A 20,148-nucleotide genomic window follows, 5' to 3' on the forward strand; every position below is an offset into this window, starting at 1 on the left:
ATAAGGAAGATTGGAAAGGAAGATTCGATGACTAAAAAAATGCAGCCCGTTCTGGCTTACAATACCGGTGAAAAAGATGATAAGAGCTGGATCATTACCGAAACACGTTTTTCGAATACATCGCTCGGCAAGACCGAAGCCATTTTTGCCCTCGGAAACGGCTACATGGGGCTTCGATCCGCCTCCGAAGAAAAGTATCCGTTTGAAAAAAGGGGCTTTTTTGTAGCCGGTACCTTTAATAAATTCCCCGGTCCCCAGGAAGTCAGTGAACTACCAAATGCAGCCGATTTTCTCAACATGGAAATGTACCTGAACGGACAACGCTTCGACCTGTCCATGGGAAAAATTTATGCCTATGAAAAAAGCCTGCATCTTAAAAAGGCTGAACTAACCAGGACCATCCTTTGGGAAACACCGCAAGGGGAGCTTTTTTCTTTGGAGTTCAGACGCTTCGTGTCGTTGGCGGACAAACATGTGGTGGGACAAAAAGTGACCATCATTCCTTTGAGCAATGCCGCAAAAATAACGGTAGAATCCGGCATCGATGGCCAAGTCACCAACAGCGGGACCCAGCATTTCAAAGAAGGAAGCAAAAGACTATTGAAGAATCGGATATTGAAGTTGGAACAGGAAACGACCGCTTCCGGAATCCGTTTCGTCCACTTCAGCAAACATCAATTCAGGAAAACAACCCCAATCCTGGATCCTAATCATCAGGTGGTCATGAAACGGCGTGCGGTCCATCAACACTTCAAAGCGATTACGGTTGAACAAAACGAATCACTGACTATTGAAAAAATATCGGCAGTTTATACCAGCCTCGATAAGGACAACGCCACTGAATGGGTAGAACAAGCCCAAACAGGGTTTGAAAGAATCGACACTTATGATGCATTATTTGAAGAGCATGCCCAACAGTGGCAGAAAATCTGGCAAATGTATCCAATCGAAATTCAAGGGAAGGACTTTGATCAATTGGCGGTCCGCTTTGCCATCTACCATCTTGTTTGCATGACCCCATCCCATGATCGTCGCATGAGTATAGGGGCAAAAGGACTGACTGGGGAGCGCTACAAAGGGCACGTTTTTTGGGACACAGAAATTTTCATCTTGCCATTTTATATCCTGACTTATCCGGATATGGCGCGGCAGCTACTGGAATATCGCTGGTTGTCATTAGACGGTGCTCGAAAAAAGGCACGTGACAATAATTATGAAGGAGCCATGTTCCCATGGGAATCGGCTTGGGTAGGTGAAGGTGAAGTCACACCCCTTTTCGGTGATGCGGACGTGGTGACGGGGGAAGCAACGCCGGTATGGTCAGGATTTGAAGAACAGCATATCAGTGCCGATATCGCCTTTGCGGTCTGGCAATATTATGAATATACACATGATGATGCATTTATGGATGCATATGGTTACGAACTTATCTTGGCCACCGCCATTTTTTGGCAATCACGGCTAGAATGGAACGACCAAAAATCCCGTTATGAAATCAACCGTGTCATCGGACCAGATGAGTACAAGGAACATATTAACAACAATGCCTTCACAAATTATATGGCGCATTGGAATATGCAAAAAGCGACGGAAATCTACCACCATCATTTGAAACCGGAAGTGAAGTTGCGCCTTGAAGAAAATTTGCAACTGAGCCATTACATGGCAAAAATCGAGAATAAGCACCATAAATTGTATTTACCCCAACCGAATACTGTGGGCATCATTCCGCAAGATGATACTTATTTATCAAAAGAAATCATTGATTTGGGTCCTTACAGGAAGGTCATTGCTAGCTTACTCAACACCTACAACATGGAGCAGGTCAATGCGATGCAAATTTCGAAACAGGCCGATGTCCTGATGTTGTTATACCTATTGGGGGATCAATTCTCTGATGAAATAAAACTGGCCAATTGGACCTACTATGAACCAAAAACTTTGCACGACTCATCCTTGAGCAAATCCGCCCATAGTCTTTTTGCGGCTACTCTTTGTGAAACGGAAATAGCCTATGCCTTTTTCAGTGATGCGGCCCGCATTGATTTGGGCCAGGACCTGGCGTCCAGTGATACCGGTGTCCATGCTGCTTCGCTGGGAGGTATTTTGGAAGCAGTACTCTTTGGGTTCGGTGGTATCCAGATTAAGCAGGGAGAGTTGCATATCGAACCACAACTCCCAGCGGCTTGGCAAAAATTATCCTTCCGATTTTATTGGCGTGATTGCCCACTGCAACTGACTATTGAATCTAATCGCACCTTGGTTCGTAACGATTCTGCAGATATTGTTCAGTTCAAAAACGGCGGCCGCCTGATAGAATTGGCACCAGAAAAAACGGTCTTTATTCATTAGAAGAACAGCCTCTAACTTTACTTGCATTCACTATCAAAAAGGCATAAGGTAAACATATGATTGCAAGCGCTCTCTTGTGGCGGGTGCAAGAGTAAATTAAAGAAGAAAGGAGGAATAATAATGCCGAATATCTTATTGACAAGAATAGACAACCGGCTGGTGCACGGGCAAGTAGGTGTGACTTGGACAACTTCAATCGGGGCCAATTTAATTGTCGTGGTCGATGATGAAGCAGCGGCTGATCCGCTGCAACAACAATTGATGAAAATCACGGCTGATTCTTATGGAGTGGGAATTCGTTTCTACACGGTGCAAAAATGTATTGAAGTAATTGGTAAAGCGATTGACCGCCAAAAAATCTTTATCATTTGCAAAACGCCATTGACAGTGAAACAGCTTATCGATGGCGGAGTACCGATTAAATCTGTGAACGTCGGAAATATGCATTATTCTGAAGGCAAAGATAAACTCAGCAATAAGGTGTATGTTGACGATAAAGATTTGGAAAATTTAAAATATATCCAGTCGAAAAATGTCGATGTCTTCATTCAAGATGTACCTGGAACACCGAAGATGGATATCTAATAAGGGAGTGAGGAAATGGAAATTACTTTACTTGGTGGCATATTGGTTGCATTGATTGCGCTTATCGGTGGTTTGGACTTTTGGCTGGAATCTTTCTTTATTTTTAGACCCATCATTATGAGTACACTGACGGGGTTGGCCTTGGGTGATTTGCAGACGGGCTTGATCGTTGGTGGGATATGTGAATTGACCTTTGCTGGACTTACACCAGCGGGCGGTACGCAACCGCCGAACCCGATTCTTTCAGGGGTCATGGCAGTGGTAATCGCCCATACAACCGGACAATCACCGACAGCCGCGGTCGCCTTATCCTTGCCGTTCAGTTTCTTGATGCAATACATCGTCTTATTCTTCTATTCAACTTTCTCCTTGTTCATGCCGCGCGCGGACAAAGCAGCCGCTGAGGCAGACACCGACTCTTACTACAGAATTAATATCTTACCAATGATTATCGTCAGTATAACCTACGCCGTTATTGTATTTCTTTCCGCTTACGTCGCCCAGGAGCCGATGAAAGCCTTAGTATCATCAATGCCAGAATGGCTGACCCATGCTTTTGAAATCACGGGAGGCGTGTTGCCGGCGATCGGGTTTGCCATGCTTCTGAAAGTAATGTTGAAGGGGAAATATGTCCCTTATTTACTGATCGGATTCTTGATTGCTACCTTCCTCGATTTCGGTAATATTTTACCGGTAGCAATTGTCGGATTAGCCTTTGCTCTCATTGCATTTTACCAAGGAAAAGAGAACCTGGAAATGAAACCTCATTACAGCGCGACTCAATCCACGAATGGAGATGAATTTGAAGATGGCATCTAATTTGACTAAACCAGAAAATAAAAAAGTATTAACCAGAAGTGATATTACGAAACTCGGTTACATGTCCAACTTTCTGCAAATCAGTTTCAACTATGAAAGGATGCAAGCCGGTGGTTGGCTGTTCTCGATGTTACCGTTCTTGAAAAAGATTTACAAAGATGACAAGGAAGGGTTAGCGCTCGCCATGCGGGATAACTTGACCTTCATCAACACCAGCCCGCCACTCGTATCCTTCCTGATGGGCTTGCTTTTGTCCCTGGAAGAAAGTAAACAGGACCGCTCTATTATTAACGGGTTAAAGAACGCACTTTTTGGTCCGTTGGCCGGGATTGGTGACGCCATTTTTTGGTTTACGGTGCTACCGATAGTAGCTGGGATTTCCTCCTCCTTTGCGATGCAGGGCAGTGTACTTGGTCCAATCCTGTTTCTTGTGGTTTATCTCATTATCTTTTTTGCAAAAATTCCTTTAGCACATCTCGGCTACGGTTTGGGAACCAAAGCGCTTGACTGGATCCAACAATACTCGTCCATCATCTCCAACGCCGCAACCATCCTTGGGGTGACCGTAGTAGGTGGCTTGATTGCAAGAACCGTGCATATCAATATCCTTTCGACTTTCGAGTTTATTGAAGGACAAACATTCTCCCTTCAGGAAAATTTCCTGGATTCCATTTTACCGAATCTCCTGCCCATCGCTTATACCTTGCTTTTGTATTGGGCTCTGAAGAAGAAAAATGTTAACCCGGTTTGGTTGATACTGGGTACCTTTGTCCTGGCGCTACTATTTTCATATCTAGGAGTATTGTAGCCATGAAAAAAATCATTGTGACAGGTCATGGTAACTATGCCACCGGAATAAAGAGCGCGATGGAGATGCTATCGGGTCCCAACGCAGATTTCTTTTACCTCGACTTTCTTGATGGCGATTCCGAGGAAACCTTGTCGGCAGGTATGAAAGAAATCCTCGAAGCAAATAGCGGAGAAGATAGCTTGATTTTTTGTGATTTGGCAGGTGGGACCCCGTTCAAAGTCGCAGCGACGCTAGCCCGTGAGAACGAACAGATTGAAGTGGTTGCCGGAGCCAATCTAGGATCTTTGTTGGAAATACTGTTTTCCAAAGACAATTTTGAATTGAAAGAATTAGCTGGAAATATCGTCGCATCCAGCCGCAGATCGACCATGCGGTTTGAAAAAAATCCTCCGCCAGTCGATGGCGAAGAAGGGGAAGGTATTTAAGCAGAAAAAGAAGTTCCCTCATTTTTGAGCGAACTTCTTTTAATTTCGGAACTAAAACTAGCAAAATCCCATTCTAGTTCCGACTTTTGGCTAGAAGTCGGAACTAAAAACTGATATTAAGCCGTCTAGTTCCGACTTTTTTTTAAAATCGGAACTAAAACAATAAATCTCCCATCTTACTTCCGACATTTATCATCAGAATAGCTTGTTTAAAAAAACGTTTGAAGTATAGTGGTAGGGATGGAAGTATTTGAATGAAGGAAGTGGAAACTTGCGTATCAATAAGTATATCAGTGAGGCGGGCAAGGCTTCGCGGCGCGGCGCTGATAAGTTGGTTACTGAAGGGCGCGTAACGATTAATGGAAAACGAGCGGTTATCGGCAGTCAAGTCGAACCTGGCGACGAAGTAAAGGTAGACGGCAACCATATTTTTGTAGCGCAAAATTATGTCTATATCGCTTTGAATAAACCCGTTGGTATTACAAGTACAACGGAAAAAGGAGTCAAAGGAAATATTGTTGATTTGGTCAACCATTCCTTCCGCGTTTTTCATATCGGACGCTTGGACAAAGATTCAGAAGGGCTGATTCTTCTCACCAATGATGGTGATATCGTAAATGAGATTCTGCGTTCAGAGAATCGTCACGAGAAAGAGTACATCGTTTCGGTGGATCGTCCGATAAATGCTGAATTTTTGAAGAATATGTCCGAAGGTGTGCATATCCTGGGTACAAAAACTTTACCCTGTAAGGTTACGCAGCTATCCAAATATGAATTCCAAATCGTATTGACACAAGGATTGAATCGCCAAATCCGTCGTATGTGCGAAGCTTTGGGATACAATGTGTACCAATTAAAGCGACTACGCATCATGAATATTCACCTCGATAAATTGCCAGTCGGACAATGGCGTTACTTATCAAAAAAAGAAAAAAATAAATTATTCCAAGAATTGGATTACGAAGCAAAAGAGTGGTAAAACGACACAAGAAGGCTGGTTATATTGTTGATAAATCGACAATATAGCTAGCCTTTTTATTTTATCCCGTAATGCTTTTTCGCATAAATCACCAAAAACCCAAAAATTATTTGCCAGCTAATAACTCCCATCAGAAAAGGATGAGTTTAACTTGAGTATTGAAAACGTTGATTTTTCCAATTAACCGTTACATTGTATCTAACGATATCAAGGATGTTTTCAGTATTCCTTTTATATGACTGAATTTAGAAAAGTAGGGAGCAAGATGTTGTTTAATTTTAGACAATAATTAAAAAAACACAAAAGTAAGAATCAGATTTTAATTTCTTATAGTAAATTATAAAGTGAATAATTCGAGTTACATTTATTTATTAACTTTAAATTTTTCCAGTTCAAGTACCAGAGTATCTAAATCCACATTGTTTTCCAATGAAAAAGCCGAAAAAAAGCAACCCTCAACCATTGCGACATCAAATACCATGATTTCTTTATTTAATTTTTTCATTTCTTCTTTTAGCAACTTTAACCCTATTTTTGAACTACCTAAATCATAAAAACTTAGAAAATTTGAATGTTCAAGACGGCTTACATTATTTTTAATATCTTCGTAATTCGTTCCTAAGCGACCATCTTCCGTTCCACCGAATGCATAAACAGGGACATTAGGTGCAAAACCCGATAATAATTCTTTTATACCGGAAGCTATCTTTTCAGTATGTGAAATAACTAGAATAGCATTAACCATGGATTGTTTCACTCCAAACACAGTATTATTACTTAAAAATTCTACGCCTCAATAAGCTTGACTCCATTATCTTTGATGATTTGTTGCATAAAATTATTCGGTATTTTATCTGTAATTATATAGTTAAAGGTATCTAAATCGGTTAATTTATAAAAAAAGCTTTTGTTTAACTTATTAGAATCACATAATAATAGTTTGGAGCGGGAATTTTTAATCATTTTTTGTTTAATCATCGCTTGAGGTTCGTTGGCCTCATAGACACCATCGCCATCCAACCCTCTACAAGAAATGATGCTCAAATCAACCTTGTAAGTAGATAACGACTCATTTGCTTTAGCGCCTACAGTGGATGATGACCCAGGGAATAAACTTCCGCCGATTAAGATAGTTTTTAGGTTTTTATTTTTTGATAAATCTAATGCAGTTTGGATACCATTTGTGACAATCGTTAAATCTTTAAATTGGTTCAGATAGGGAACTACAAATTTGACGGTGGTGCTTGAATCTAAAAATAAAGAGAAGCCATCTTCAATAAACGTTGATGCCATATCGGCAATTCTTCTTTTTTCTATCTGGTTTTGGTGATCGCGGTGTGTATATGTTGGTTCACTAGTGGATTCTTGAGGTAACATCGCTCCGCCATGGGATCTCATTATAAGATTCTCTCTTTCCATCTCAACGAGATCTCTTCTAATAGTCGCTTGGCTGACAAATAGACTGTCACAAAGCTCTTGGGTAGAAATGAACTTTTTGTTGTTTAATAAATCTAAAATTGTGTTTTTTCTTTCAATTGGTAGCATATGAATCTCCTAATAATTTTTTTATTTGCTCCGAAACGAACAATGAAAGCGCTCTTCCGATAATATACTACTAATATAAAAAATGTACAATGACATAAACGTAAGTGAAATTGGCATATTGTTATAAAATACAGAAATTATCATTTGAGCGAATTTGAACAAAAATGAACAAGTAATCCATCGAAAACGATTACATTTCAACAGTACGATCAAGTATAGAAATGTAATCGCTTAAATGGTAAATTTTCTACAGAGCAAATATTCGGAGGTGAAGAAATGAAAGGGGTATTAGCATTCGATTTAGGAGCTTCCTCAGGAAGAGCGGTCTTAACCACCCTAGAGAATCAAAAAATGGTGATAAAAGAGGTTAACCGATTTTCAAATTATGCTATTGATAGCAACGGAAGTTTAAGATGGGATTTTGAATTTATAATGGATGAAATATATAAATCAATCAAAAAAGCTGAGCAATTAGGTGATTTTGATAGTTTGGCAATTGATACCTGGGGGGTAGATTTTGGATTACTTGATAAAAACGGAGAATTGATTGAAAATCCCTACCATTATAGAGACAAGAGAACTAATGGTTCTTTTTCCAAGATTAAAGAAATTATTGATCCATTATCTTTGTACCAAAAAACAGGCATTCAAAATATGGAAATCAACACTTTATTCCAACTTTACACACTAAAAAATCAAAAACCAGAAATTTACGACAGAGCGGAACATCTTTTGATGATGCCAGATTTAATCAATTACTACTTAACGGGATCGATTAAAACAGAGAGAACAATTGCCTCTACAACTCAATTATATAACCCCACAAAACAAAATTGGGATTATGGATTAATTGAAAAACTAGGTTTTAAAACAAGCATGTTTCCTGAAATTATCGATCCAGGCAATGTAGTCGGACGATTGAAAGATTCTATAGTTGAAAAATTGGGTGTATCTAATAAAAAGGTTATTGCGATAGGATCTCATGATACAGCAAGTGCGATTGTCTGTACACCTTTTAACAACAAAGAAACTCTATTCTTGTCGTCGGGCACATGGTCACTAATTGGGACACAGCTTAATGAACCAAATATTTCTGAAAATACTTATTATAATAATTTGTCAAATGAAACTGGTGTGGATAATAAGATAACGTTGTTGAAAAACATTACTGGTCTTTGGTTAATTCAGGAAGCCAAAAAACAGTTTGAAAGAGAAGGTAAAAATTACACCTTTGACGATATTTCCCAAATGGCAAAAAATGCGAAATCTGTTGAATGCTATTTTGATACTGATTTAGCAGAGCTGACAGTTCCAGGAGACATACCAAAAAGAATCAGGCTACTCGCCAAAAAAACAAATCAGGATATTCCTTTAAGTGATGGAGAAATAGTAAGGGTAATTTACGAAAATCTTGCTTTAAAATATCGTACAGCTTATGAAGAGTTATGCGACAGCGTCGGTAAATATTTTAAAGATATATACATAGTCGGTGGCGGAGCAAATGCAGATTTTCTTTCCCAATGTACAGCTAATTCATTAAATTTAAATGTAATTTCCGGGTTTACTGAGGCAACAGCTTTAGGTAATAGCCTAGTGCAGATGTTAGCTATGAATGTTATTGAAAGCTTGGATAATGGTAAAGCTATCCTAGCAAATTCATTTGAAACAAAAACATTCTCACCAGAAGACAATGAAAATTGGGAAACAAAGTACTACAACTATAAACAAACTTTAAGTGGAGGCGTGAAAATTGGTAAATAAATTAGTTCTAAATGAAGCCGCATATTTCGGTTCAAATGCTAGAAATGAAATTCCTAGAATAATTAAGGAACATAAATTTAAAAATGTTTTAGTAGTAACACAAAAAGAATTAATTGACTTGGGTGTTGCGACTAAAGTTACTGAATTATTGAGTCAGCAAGGAATTAATTATTCAATTTTTGATGAAGTACAAGAGAATCCAACAGTATCGAATGTTAAGGCTGGAATTATAAAAGCTAAAGAAATTTTAGCTGATGTGATTGTCGCTGTTGGTGGTGGGTCTGCTATTGATACTGCTAAAGCCATTGGTGTGGTTTTAACCAATCCTGAGTTTGAAGATATAACAAGTTTGGAAGGAGCGGTTACCAATAATCGCTGTATTCCAATAATCGCAGTATCCACAACATCTGGGACTGCTGCAGAAGTAACGATTAACTATGTGATTACAGATGAAGAAAAACAAAGGAAATTTGTTGTTGTAGATCCAAACGACCTTCCTATTGTCGCAATTATTGATACTGACTTAGTAACAAGCATGCCCAAATCATTGGCGGCCTTTACAGGAATGGACGCCTTGACCCACGCCGTGGAAGGATACATTACAAGAGGTGCTTGGGAAATCACAGATGCATTGCACTTACATGCTATTAAATTAATTGGAGAAAATTTAAGAGATTCAGCGCTTAAAGGATCAAAAGAAGCGAGAGAAAAAATGGCTATTGCTCAGTATGTTGCAGGGATGGGATTCAGTAATGCTGGATTGGGAATCGTACACTCAATGGCTCACCCGCTAGGAGCTGTATATGGCATTGCTCATGGTGCAGCTAACGCAGTACTTTTACCATATGTCTTAGAATTTAATGCGGATGCAACGGGCACCCGATTCAAAGATATTGCTGAAGCTTTGGGAGTCAAAAATACAGAGGCAATGAGTCAAAGTGAATATAGAAGAGCTGCTATCGATGCAGTAAAAGAGTTATCTACAGATTTAGGAATACCAGAAAAAATTTCTGAATTAGGAGTAAAAGAAGACGATTTAGAGTTATTAGCGGATTACGCGCTTAATGATGCTTGTACCCCAGGAAATCCAAAAGAAGTTACTAAAGAAGATTTGTTCGAACTTTATAAGAAAGCATTTTAATAATTGAGGAGGAAAATTTAATGCAATATCCAAAACTAGGAATTAGACCTGTAATTGATGGACGACAAGGTGGAGTCCGTGAATCATTAGAAGATAAAACGATGCAAATGGCTTTGGAAGCTAAAAAATTGATTGAGGAAAGTTTACGATATGCAGACGGCACCCCCGTCCAATGTGTGATAGCTGATCGTACAATTGGTGGTAGAGGCGATGCTGGTAAAGTTACCGATCAGTTTTCTACCGAGAATATTGTTGCAACATTAACTGTAACGCCTGCCTGGTGCTATGGAACGGAAGTATTGGATTTAGATCCTACAAATATCAAGGCTGTTTGGGGATTCAATGGTACCGAAAGACCAGGTGCTGTATTTTTAGCAGCCTCAACTGCTGCTTATGCACAAAAAGGGCAACCCGTATTTAAAATTTATGGAGAAGAAGTACAAGATTTGGATGACAATTCTATTCCAACAGATGTACGGAAAAAATTGCTTTCTTTTGCCAAAGGAGTATTTGCAGTTGGGCAAATGAAAGGTAAATCATATGTGAATATCGGATCTTCATGTATGGGAATTGCTGGCTCACAAGTAGATAGTGAATTGTTCAATAAATACTTAGGCATGGCTGTAGAATATGTGGATATGACAGAAATTCTAAGACGAATTACTTTAGAAATTTATGATAAAGATGAATATGAAAAAGCTTTGGCCTGGATTAAGGAGAATTGTAAAGAAGGCCATGATTTAAATGAAGGGAAAGACTTCCCAGAAATTATTACCAAGTCTAAAGTTGTCGCTGCAGACAAAGATTGGGAATTTATTGCTAAGCATGCCATCATTACACGAGATATTATGTTTGGTAATGAAAAATTGGCAGACATTGGTTGGAAAGAAGAAGCTCGTGGAAGAAATGCTATTTCCGGTGGATTCCAAGGGCAACGCCAATGGACCGATTGGTTACCAAATGGAGATTTCACGGAAGCGATCATGAATTCTACTTTTGATTGGAATGGACCTCGTCCTATCACACCTTTTGCAACTGAAAATGATACTCTAAATGGAGCTTCGTTGATGTTGGGGACACTTGTTACTAATAAGGCACCAATGTTTGCGGACGTTAGAACGTACTGGAGTCCGGAGTCTGTTGAACGTGTGACTGGCCATAAGCTTGAAGGAAAAGCAAAAGATGGAATTATTCTTTTGAAAAATTCAGGAGCTGCTGCTTTGGATATGAGCGGAGCCGTTAAAGACGAAGAAGGAAAAGCTGTCACTAAAGAATTCTGGAATATGACAGAATCAGATGTTCAAGCATGTGTAGATGCAACTGTTTGGTGTAGAGCAAACTATGAATATTTCCGAGGTGGTGGTTACTCTTCACGGTTCGTAACGAATGAAGAAATGCCAATTACGATGTATCGCGTGAATGTGGCAGATGGTGTCGGACCAACATTGCAAATTGCAGAAGGATATACATGCAAAATCGATTCCGAAGCTTCACAAATTATCGATGATCGTACTGATAATGCTTGGCCTACTACATGGTTTGCGCCTAACTTAGGAGAACCAGGATTTGAAACGGTTTACAATGTCATGAATAATTGGGAGTCCAATCATAGTTCCAGCGTCTATGGACACGTTGGCGATGAATTGATTACATTAGCAAGTATGTTACGTATTCCAGTCGTATTCCATAATGTACCGAGGGAACGCATCTTCCGCCCTCATACTTTTGGAACTTTTGGTACCAAGGACTTAGAAAGTGCTGATTTTGAAGCATGTAAAAACTATGGACCATTGTACGGATAATAATCGGAGGTAAAGGAAAATGTTAAAAAAAATACCTAAAATCATTTCACCAGAATTACTAAAAATATTGTCTGAAATGGGTCATGGCGACGAGTTAGTGATTGCAGATGGAAATTTTCCATCTGCAGCACTTAACGATCGAGTTGTACGCTACGATGGTAATAATGTTCCAGAATTAATGACTGCTATTCTTGAGCTATATCCTTTAGATTCATACGCGGAGCATCAAGTTTTTCTGATGGGTATAAGCGAAGGAGATTCATACGAACCTACCATATGGAATGAATATACGGAAATATTAAAAAAATCCGGCGAGCCCTACAGTGTGAAATATTTAGAACGTTTTGAATTCTATGAACAAGCAGAAAATGCATATGCTGTGGTTGCGACCGGTGAAGAAGCGCTCTACGCAAATATAATCATAAAAAAAGGCGTAATTAAGTAAGGAGAGATTCCATATGAGCGAAAAATTATTAGAGATGAAAAACATTTCGAAATCTTTTTCAGGGGTCAAAGCCCTTGATAATGTTCAGTTTGATCTTTTTTCAGGTGAAGTACATGCATTAATGGGTGAGAATGGAGCGGGGAAGTCCACACTCATGAAAATTTTGACGGGTGTATATACCAGAGATAGTGGAACTGTAGTAATTAATGGGCAAGAAAAAGTATATTCGAGTCCTAAAGAAGCTCAGGATGATGGTGTTGTAATTGTCCATCAAGAGCTAAACATGATGAAAGATTTAACAGTTGCTGAAAATATATTTATTGGTCGAGAAACTAAAACTAAAGGGTTGTTTATTGATGATAAAGATTTAGTGAACAAATCTAAAAATCTTTTCGAAAAATTAGGCGTTGCTATCGATCCGAATCAACGGGTCGGAGAGTTAACCGTGGGAAATCAACAAATGGTTGAAATCGCAAAAGCGATAAGTATGAATGCCAAAATAATTGTTTTTGATGAACCAACCGCAGCTTTATCAAACAAAGAAATTGAAGATTTATTTATAATAATCAGAGATCTAAGAAAGCAAGGAATTGGTATCGTTTACATATCTCATCGGATGGATGAAATTGGAATTATCACCGATCGAATTACCATAATGAGAGATGGAACTTATGTAAACACCGTACATACTGAGAGTACATCAAAAGAGGATATCATCCGGATGATGGTAGGAAGAACTTTAACTGAAGAGCCGAAAAAAAAATCAAATGTTGATTCAAATGCCCCTGTAGTTCTCGAAGTGAAAAATCTAAATGCAGGGTCAATGGTAAAGGATATTAGCTTCACATTAAGAAAAGGCGAAATCCTTGGCTTTTCAGGCTTAATGGGAGCAGGGAGAACTGAAACAGCCAGAGCTATTTTTGGCGCAGATAGGCTTGATTCTGGAGAAATTTACATCAATGGTGAAAAAGTTACTATCAACAATACAACAGATGCTGTTAATTTGGGTATCGGATATATATCGGAAGACAGAAGACGATACGGGATTTTAACAGAAAAATCCATTGCTCACAATATAGCATTACCTACATTAGAAAATTTTCAAAAGAATAAGTTAATTGATGAGAAGAAGATTTTGACGGAAACGGATATCTATCGAGAAAAATTAAAAATTAAGTCTAGCTCACCTACTCAACTCGTTAAGAATTTGTCTGGTGGTAACCAGCAAAAGGTTGTAATTGCAAAATGGCTAGTCAGAGACAGTGATATTATCATTTTGGATGAACCTACCAGAGGGATTGATATTGGAGCAAAAAGTGAAATATATGATTTGATCAATGAACTTGTGGAAATGGGTAAATCTATTATCATGATATCTTCAGAAATGACTGAGATTTTAAGAATGAGTGATAGAGTTATCGTTTTATGTGAAGGCAGAATGACAGGAGAAGTATCAATTGAAGAAGCGACGCAAGAAAAAATATTGACTTTAGCAACTACAAGAAATGGAGATGAGAATAATGAGCAACGTAGAATTAGCTAATCCGAAAAAAAATAGTACCTTTAAGAATTTAGCGAGCTCTCAGCAATTTGTAGCAGGGTTAGCTTTAGTAATTGTGTATCTAATTTTCTATTTTATGAGTGATTCCTTCCAATCGGTTAATACTTTAACCAGTATTTTTGATTCAGCTTACTATATTGGCTTCCTTGCAATTGGGGTTACATTCGTAATCGCTACTGGTGGGATCGACCTATCATTAGGGACAGGGATGATTGCAGCTGCACTAACTGGAGGTATGCTCTACCAAACACTAGGGTTACCAGTTTGGGTTGCTCTATTGGGAACTTTAATCTTCGGTATCTTATTAGGGGTGTTGAATGGATTTTTGATCGCTAAGCTCAATTTACCACCTTTTATTGCTACATTAGGTACACAGATGGTTACAAGAGGACTTGGATCCATCATAACTAATGTGCAAACAATCAACTATCCACTTAGAAATAGCCCAGAGGGATATTACAAAAGTTTATTCAAAACTGCAAATAATTTTCCGACTGGAATTATACTTTTAGTTATCTTTGCAGTTCTCATGTCAATTGTACTGAACCATACTTCTAATGGCCGTTATATTTTATCAATTGGTAGTAATGAGGAAGCTGCTCGCTTGTCAGGTATTAATACAGTGAAGTGGAAATGGAGTGCCTATATTATTAGTGGATTCTTCATTGGATTAGCTGGTATTGCTTACGCTGCAACATACACATCTATTCTTCCAGGCGAAGGAATGGGAATGGAAACTGATGCAATTGCGGGTGTAATTATTGGTGGAACGTCCATGTCAGGTGGGATTGCAAGTATCACTGGAACTATGATTGGTGTTTTCATTATGGCAGTCTTGAAGACTGGACTACCATTTATTGGACTTCAACCTCATTATCAAACATTTATCACTGGTATCGTTATAATTGTTGCTGTTTTAGTCGATGTTATTAAACAAAAGAAAAAGAGAGTATAGGGGGATATCAAAAATGAAATTTAACAACAAGGTTAAATCGTTTGTATTGGGAGTTTCATCTTTAGTTTTATTAGCAGCGTGTGGATCTACAAGTGCAGGAGATACTACAAGTAATTCTACCGATTCAGAGGCTTCTAATGGCGACAGCATCACAATTGAAGTTGTAGCTAAGGGATTCCAACATCAATTTTGGAAATCTGTAAATGATGGCGCTGACAAAGCAGCTGAAGAATTTGGAGCAACAATTAATTTTGTGGGACCTGCAAACGAAACTGCTATTCAAGAACAAGTACAAATGTTGAGTAATGCTATAAATAAGAATCCAAGTGCAATCGTATTGGCTTCTTTAGATACAGAATCTCAAATTGATTTACTAAATCAAGCTTCGGATTCAAATATTCCTATTATCGGATTTGACTCAGGTGTTCCAAATGCACCAGAGGGAAGCATTGCTGCCAATGCTTCAACTGATAATTATGTAGCAGCAACTATTGGTGCTGAAAAGATTTTCGAAGCTTTAGAAGCTGAAATCAGTGGTGCAACAAAAGAAAAACCTGTACGAATCGGTGTCCTTTCACAGGAGGTCAACTCACAATCAATCACAGATCGTACGAATGGTTTTATTGACAAAATGGTTGAATTAGCATCTTCTGTCGATGGATTAAAAGATTCTGTAGCTGTCGTTGGACATAGTAAATTTGCTAATGGCGTTTCTGAAGGTGACGCGGCTGTAATAATTGATCTTCAAGTTCCGGCTCAAATGACAGATGCTGCTGGTCAAACTACAGGACAAACGCTTTTAAATAAAAATGATACAATTGCAGTCTTTGGCTCAAATGAATTTGCTGCAAAAGGATTAATTAATGCTAATAACTCTGTTGGTGGTATTCTTGGAGACAAAGTATTAGCAGTAGGATTCGATTCAGGTAAGATTCAGCAAGATGCTATTAGAAATGAAGTTTTCTATGGCTCGATTACTCAAGATCCCGTATCTATTGGATACAAAGCTGTAGAGTTAGCAATAAAAGCATTAAATGGGGAAACAGTAGACGACGTTGATACTGGTGCAGTTTGGTATGACTCATCAAATATTGATTCTGATGAAGTTTCACCACTACTTTACGAGTAATAATCCATAGAAAAGAGGAATCATATCGTGTTAGAAAAAGAGAGAAAACAATTAGTTAAGTTTGGGAAAAAACTGTTAGATGAAAAATACACACTTGGAACAGGTGGTAATTTAAGTATTTATAACAGAGAACTAGAATTAATGGCCATTACCCCTTCTGGAATTCCTTTTCATGAAATTGAAGAAGAAGATATAGTGATTATGCAACTTGATGGGACTATCGTAGAGGGAAAAAGAAGCCAATCCAGTGAATGGGTAATGCATAAATTGTTTTATGAACGAAGAACAGATATTAATGCTGTGATTCATGGCCATACTATTCACTCAACTGTTTTAGCAGAGCTAAGATGGCCATTGCCAGCAACACATTATATGCTGGCTGTAGCTGGAAAAGATGTGAAATGTGCAGAATACGCTTCATACGGAACTCCAGAATTGGCTGAAAATGCGTTTGAAGCTATGACAGATAGAAAGGCAGTATTATTAGCAAATCATGGAATTCTTACAGGAGCAGTGGATTTACCAAATGCTTACAATGTCCTTGAAGAAGTCGAATATTGCTCTGAAATATATATTAAAGCCAAAAGTATTGGCGAACCAATAGTGATTGACGATGAAGAAATGGAAAGAATGGCAGAAAAATTCAAGACATATGGACAAATTAAAGAAAAAGTTTAAATAATAGACAAGAACATGCGAAGGCTGGGCTGATAAGCCCAGCCTTCGTTTTCAAAAGGAGAATGAAAATGGGAAAATATGCATTAGGAATTGATTTTGGTACTCTTTCTGCTAGAGCAGTTTTATTGGATGTAGACTCTGGAACAGAACTAGCAGAGGCTGTTTCAGAATATGCAGATGGCGTAATAGAGCGTAATTTACCAAATTATAATATCAAACTAGAGAATAAATGGGCATTACAAAATCCAAATGATTACATTACCTCCTTTGTGAGTGTTTGTAGAGAAATTTCTGCAACAGGATATAATTTAAAAAATCTGATTGGAATCGGAATTGACTTTACCTCTTGCACAGTTCTACCGGTAAATTCAAGTGGGACACCACTGTGTAATATTGAAAAATGGAAAGATAACCCTCATTCATGGGTTAAATTATGGAAGCATCATGCGGCACAACCCCAAGCTGATAAAATCAATGAAGTAGCACACAGTACAAATAATGAATGGATTCATTACTACGGTGGGAAAATATCCTCGGAATGGTTATTCCCAAAGCTTCTTCAAATTCTTGAAGAAGATCAAGAACTATATGAGGAAATGGATTCTTTTATTGAAGCTGGAGATTGGTTAGTTTGGCAACTCACCGGCAACGAGAAGAGAAGCTTGGCAATGGCAGGCTACAAAGCAATGTACGATCCGGAAAAAGGTTTCCCAGGTAAAGACTATTTTAAAGCAATAAATCCCTTGTTTGAAAATGTAGTTACTGAAAAACTGAATGATAAATATTTCCCTGTCACTGCTGTTGCAGGTGAGCTAAAAGAAGAATTTTCAAGATTAACAGGGCTTCCGGTTAATACACCGGTTTCGGTTGCAAACATTGATGCACATGTAGCTGTTTCCTCAACAGGTATCACTCAGAAAGGACAGTTTCTCAGTGTGATTGGAACTTCTTCCTGCGATATAGTTCTATCAGATAAAAAAACAGATGTTAAAGGTATATCTGGCGTTGTATTAGGGGGTGGTGGAAATGAACTGTATGCATATGAGTCAGGCCAAAATGCTGTAGGTGATATTTTTGGATGGTTTATTGAAGAATTGGTTCCTGAAAAAAAATATATAAAAGCCAAAGAAAATAATATTTCGATTTTTGAACTGTTAGAAAACGAGGCAGAAAAAATGAAACCCGGAAGCAATGGTTTATTGGCTTTAGATTGGCATAATGGAAGTAGATCTGTATTAATGGATACTGATTTAACGGGTACAATTTTGGGATTAACCTTAAATACTAAATCTGAAGAAATATTTAGAGCTTTAATAGAAGCAACAGCTTATGGAAAAAGACAAATCATTGAAACATATGAGGCCGCAGGAATAAAAATAAATGAGATTAAATTTACTGGTGGTATCTCTTATAAAAATAAGTTGCTGAATCAAATTTATGCGGATGTATTGGGAAGACAAATCATAGTATCCCCATACCTCCAAACACCTGCAATCGGAGCTGCAATTTTTGCTGCAGTAGCCGCAGAGAAGGATTTAACGATTGAAGAAATTCAATCGAAACTAGATAAGAATCCTGCTATTTATTATCCAAATGAAGAGAATGCTAAAACTTATAATGAATTGTACAAAGAGTATATTTCAATCCATGATTATTTCGGAAAAAACAGTGACACAATGAAAAAACTCTTAAAAATATCAAGAGAAAACGGAGACGTTGACTATGGTAAAAATTAATCGTATGTTTGTAATTCAACTAATTCGCAGGCTTGAAGAAAAATTTAGAATTGAAAAAGACTTTTTAGATAAGTTGGACACAGAAATAGGGGATGGCGATCATGGTACTAACATGGAACTTTCCTTCGTGGAAATGAGACAAGTGTTGACTCAAACAAATAAAGAAGATTTTGGTTCTATTTTAAAAAATATGGGTGATACCTTTCTAAGGGTAGGAGGAGGAATCGGTACATTTCTTTATGGTAGTTCTCTTAATGAAGCCTCCAAAAAACTATCGGGTAAAGCAAAACTCGATATGAAGGATTTTAAACAAATTTTGAAAGATATGGGAGAAGAGATTAAAGAACTTGGGGAGGTAGAAACTGGACAAAAAACGATGTACGATGTGCTAGATGCAGCAGTACAAAACTTTTTTAGCCATCAAGAAAATAATAAAATTTCACATCTAGAGGTTTTAGAAAATATGATTTCAGCGGCTGATTATGCAATGCTTGAAACAAAAAATATGATAGCCAAAAAAGGACGTGCAAGTTATTTTGGTGAAAAAACGCTAGGTCATATTGATCCAGGTGCCTATTCTATGTACCTTATTTTATTAACAATATATGAATTTTATAAAGATGAAATGATATCTGATTTGTTGAAAGCATCAAATTATTAGTTTGATATTTAATATAGCAACAATATCTCTTAAGGTGTATTGGTTTGAAACCGTTGATAAATTGCACAGTTATGACTTCTGTCATATTCGAATAGTTTTAAAGCTCTTACCATTATCAGAGTTTCTTCTTCGGAAATGATGATAACAAAAATGCTATTTACTATAAAAAATACTTGGAATGAAAAAGAAAAAGTCAGTCGTGATTGAAAATGTAGAAACGAATCCGCATGGCAAAAAAACTCAAGACCTATTGATAAATTTAACCTAAAGAGATCTCCGTCTCAAAATAAAAGAAATCAACACTTCCGATTAAATAGGAAGTGTTGATTTTATCATGACCTTGCTAAAATTATCATTTCGTTTTAATATAGAAACAGTGTTATTAAAATTTCCAGACAAATGAAAAGGGTTACATATTTGTTGGAGATTTTTTTGAGCGCCTGTATCTAACCAACAGGGCTTTCAGAAAAAAATTCAAAAAACGGCGTTAAAGCTATATGTTCTTATTTTTATAGGAGGTCCGAAATGTTCAGAAAGCCTGAAAATCCCAGTATAATCAAGCGTTTTTTGCCGTCTTATCTATTGGTGCTCGCCATTCCGTTATTGGCGAGCTTTTTTATATACCAGATTAATATTAATGGCTCTTTGTCAAGAAGTGTTGATAGTGTATTTTTCCGATTGAATGAAGGTTAAAATTCACAATCTATGAAGCAGTAGCTGGGAACCGAACGGTTCCTAAGCTGCTGTTTTTATTTCTAGCAAT

The 20,148-nt window shown here is 37.8% G+C and carries 18 protein-coding genes; 16 read left to right on the forward strand and 2 right to left on the reverse strand.

Annotated elements, in window-relative coordinates; translation table 11 throughout:
• Positions 1 to 27 precede the first annotated feature (27 nt).
• From ACTVAI_RS07285 to rluF, 6 genes are all read left to right on the forward strand, one after another.
• Positions 28 to 2,352 carry a glycoside hydrolase family 65 protein gene (locus ACTVAI_RS07285; protein WP_443486288.1) on the forward strand — a complete coding sequence of 775 codons (2,325 nt, stop codon included), beginning with the start codon at positions 28 to 30 and terminating at the stop codon, positions 2,350 to 2,352.
• A gap of 120 nt (positions 2,353 to 2,472) precedes the next feature.
• Positions 2,473 to 2,937: a PTS galactosamine transporter subunit IIB gene (gene agaB, locus ACTVAI_RS07290; protein ID WP_443486289.1), complete on the forward strand. Its 465-nt coding sequence runs from the start codon at positions 2,473 to 2,475 to the stop codon at positions 2,935 to 2,937.
• A gap of 15 nt (positions 2,938 to 2,952) precedes the next feature.
• Positions 2,953 to 3,756 carry a PTS galactosamine transporter subunit IIC gene (agaC, locus tag ACTVAI_RS07295; RefSeq protein WP_443473254.1) on the forward strand — a complete coding sequence of 268 codons (804 nt, stop codon included), beginning with the start codon at positions 2,953 to 2,955 and terminating at the stop codon, positions 3,754 to 3,756.
• The gene (gene agaD, locus ACTVAI_RS07300; protein ID WP_443486290.1) at positions 3,746 to 4,564 is read left to right on the forward strand and encodes a PTS galactosamine transporter subunit IID; all 819 of its coding nucleotides are present in this window, start codon (positions 3,746 to 3,748) and stop codon (positions 4,562 to 4,564) included. The genes agaC and agaD overlap by 11 nt, the downstream gene beginning before the upstream one ends.
• Positions 4,565 to 4,566: 2 nt before the next feature.
• Entirely contained in the window at positions 4,567 to 4,992 is a 426-nt protein-coding gene (locus ACTVAI_RS07305) for a PTS sugar transporter (protein WP_443473256.1), read from the forward strand.
• 250 nt (positions 4,993 to 5,242) lie between these two features.
• Positions 5,243 to 5,971 (forward strand): 23S rRNA pseudouridine(2604) synthase RluF, encoded by a 729-nt coding sequence (gene rluF, locus ACTVAI_RS07310; RefSeq protein WP_443473257.1) that lies wholly within the window; start codon positions 5,243 to 5,245, stop codon positions 5,969 to 5,971.
• 364 nt (positions 5,972 to 6,335) lie between these two features.
• Here rluF and ACTVAI_RS07315 read toward each other — a convergent pair whose 3' ends face one another.
• Both ACTVAI_RS07315 and ACTVAI_RS07320 read right to left on the reverse strand, forming a co-directional pair.
• On the reverse strand, positions 6,336 to 6,716 hold the full coding sequence (locus ACTVAI_RS07315) for a hypothetical protein (RefSeq protein ID WP_443473258.1): 381 nt from the start codon (positions 6,714 to 6,716) through the stop codon (positions 6,336 to 6,338).
• A 41-nt stretch (positions 6,717 to 6,757) separates the two neighbouring features.
• Positions 6,758 to 7,516: a DeoR/GlpR family DNA-binding transcription regulator gene (locus ACTVAI_RS07320; protein WP_443473259.1), complete on the reverse strand. Its 759-nt coding sequence runs from the start codon at positions 7,514 to 7,516 to the stop codon at positions 6,758 to 6,760.
• 276 nt (positions 7,517 to 7,792) lie between these two features.
• On the opposite strand from ACTVAI_RS07320, the gene ACTVAI_RS07325 reads away from it, so the two are divergent.
• The 10 genes from ACTVAI_RS07325 to dhaL all read left to right on the forward strand — a co-directional run bounded on the left by ACTVAI_RS07325 (position 7,793) and on the right by dhaL (position 19,385).
• Entirely contained in the window at positions 7,793 to 9,277 is a 1,485-nt protein-coding gene (locus ACTVAI_RS07325) for a rhamnulokinase (protein ID WP_443486291.1), read from the forward strand.
• Positions 9,267 to 10,418 (forward strand): lactaldehyde reductase, encoded by a 1,152-nt coding sequence (gene fucO / locus ACTVAI_RS07330; RefSeq protein WP_443473261.1) that lies wholly within the window; start codon positions 9,267 to 9,269, stop codon positions 10,416 to 10,418. Before ACTVAI_RS07325 ends, fucO begins: the two co-directional genes overlap by 11 nt.
• Positions 10,419 to 10,438: 20 nt before the next feature.
• The gene (locus ACTVAI_RS07335; protein ID WP_443486292.1) at positions 10,439 to 12,220 is read left to right on the forward strand and encodes an L-fucose isomerase; all 1,782 of its coding nucleotides are present in this window, start codon (positions 10,439 to 10,441) and stop codon (positions 12,218 to 12,220) included.
• A 19-nt stretch (positions 12,221 to 12,239) separates the two neighbouring features.
• Positions 12,240 to 12,665 (forward strand): L-fucose mutarotase, encoded by a 426-nt coding sequence (gene fucU, locus ACTVAI_RS07340; RefSeq protein WP_443486293.1) that lies wholly within the window; start codon positions 12,240 to 12,242, stop codon positions 12,663 to 12,665.
• A gap of 13 nt (positions 12,666 to 12,678) precedes the next feature.
• Complete coding sequence (locus ACTVAI_RS07345; RefSeq protein WP_443473264.1) at positions 12,679 to 14,208, forward strand: sugar ABC transporter ATP-binding protein; 1,530 nt, start codon at positions 12,679 to 12,681, stop codon at positions 14,206 to 14,208.
• A complete protein-coding gene (locus ACTVAI_RS07350; protein ID WP_443486294.1) occupies positions 14,186 to 15,181 on the forward strand; it encodes an ABC transporter permease in 996 nt (331 codons plus the stop codon). Before ACTVAI_RS07345 ends, ACTVAI_RS07350 begins: the two co-directional genes overlap by 23 nt.
• Positions 15,182 to 15,194: 13 nt before the next feature.
• Positions 15,195 to 16,310: an ABC transporter substrate-binding protein gene (locus ACTVAI_RS07355; protein ID WP_443473266.1), complete on the forward strand. Its 1,116-nt coding sequence runs from the start codon at positions 15,195 to 15,197 to the stop codon at positions 16,308 to 16,310.
• A 24-nt stretch (positions 16,311 to 16,334) separates the two neighbouring features.
• Positions 16,335 to 16,988, forward strand: a complete 654-nt coding sequence (locus ACTVAI_RS07360; protein WP_443473390.1) for an L-fuculose-phosphate aldolase — start codon at positions 16,335 to 16,337, stop codon at positions 16,986 to 16,988.
• A gap of 68 nt (positions 16,989 to 17,056) precedes the next feature.
• Complete coding sequence (locus ACTVAI_RS07365) at positions 17,057 to 18,724, forward strand: ribulokinase (protein ID WP_443486295.1); 1,668 nt, start codon at positions 17,057 to 17,059, stop codon at positions 18,722 to 18,724.
• Entirely contained in the window at positions 18,711 to 19,385 is a 675-nt protein-coding gene (gene dhaL, locus ACTVAI_RS07370) for a dihydroxyacetone kinase subunit DhaL (protein WP_443486296.1), read from the forward strand. The genes ACTVAI_RS07365 and dhaL overlap by 14 nt, the downstream gene beginning before the upstream one ends.
• Positions 19,386 to 20,148: the final 763 nt, after the last annotated feature.

It is taken from the genome of Jeotgalibaca sp. A127 (genome assembly GCF_052266745.1).
In the GTDB taxonomy this organism is placed as follows: domain Bacteria; phylum Bacillota; class Bacilli; order Lactobacillales; family Aerococcaceae; genus Jeotgalibaca.

Coding starts and splice junctions, on each gene's coding strand:
- ACTVAI_RS07320 (WP_443473259.1), bottom strand. CDS start 7,516: ATGCTACCAATTGAAAGAAAAAACACAATTTTAGATTTATTAAACAAC.
- ACTVAI_RS07365 (WP_443486295.1), top strand. CDS start 17,057: ATGGGAAAATATGCATTAGGAATTGATTTTGGTACTCTTTCTGCTAGA.
- dhaL (WP_443486296.1), top strand. CDS start 18,711: ATGGTAAAAATTAATCGTATGTTTGTAATTCAACTAATTCGCAGGCTT.
- ACTVAI_RS07305 (WP_443473256.1), top strand. CDS start 4,567: ATGAAAAAAATCATTGTGACAGGTCATGGTAACTATGCCACCGGAATA.
- ACTVAI_RS07335 (WP_443486292.1), top strand. CDS start 10,439: ATGCAATATCCAAAACTAGGAATTAGACCTGTAATTGATGGACGACAA.
- ACTVAI_RS07350 (WP_443486294.1), top strand. CDS start 14,186: ATGAGCAACGTAGAATTAGCTAATCCGAAAAAAAATAGTACCTTTAAG.
- ACTVAI_RS07315 (WP_443473258.1), bottom strand. CDS start 6,716: ATGGTTAATGCTATTCTAGTTATTTCACATACTGAAAAGATAGCTTCC.
- ACTVAI_RS07285 (WP_443486288.1), top strand. CDS start 28: ATGACTAAAAAAATGCAGCCCGTTCTGGCTTACAATACCGGTGAAAAA.
- ACTVAI_RS07355 (WP_443473266.1), top strand. CDS start 15,195: ATGAAATTTAACAACAAGGTTAAATCGTTTGTATTGGGAGTTTCATCT.
- agaC (WP_443473254.1), top strand. CDS start 2,953: ATGGAAATTACTTTACTTGGTGGCATATTGGTTGCATTGATTGCGCTT.
- fucU (WP_443486293.1), top strand. CDS start 12,240: ATGTTAAAAAAAATACCTAAAATCATTTCACCAGAATTACTAAAAATA.
- agaD (WP_443486290.1), top strand. CDS start 3,746: ATGGCATCTAATTTGACTAAACCAGAAAATAAAAAAGTATTAACCAGA.
- ACTVAI_RS07325 (WP_443486291.1), top strand. CDS start 7,793: ATGAAAGGGGTATTAGCATTCGATTTAGGAGCTTCCTCAGGAAGAGCG.
- ACTVAI_RS07345 (WP_443473264.1), top strand. CDS start 12,679: ATGAGCGAAAAATTATTAGAGATGAAAAACATTTCGAAATCTTTTTCA.
- agaB (WP_443486289.1), top strand. CDS start 2,473: ATGCCGAATATCTTATTGACAAGAATAGACAACCGGCTGGTGCACGGG.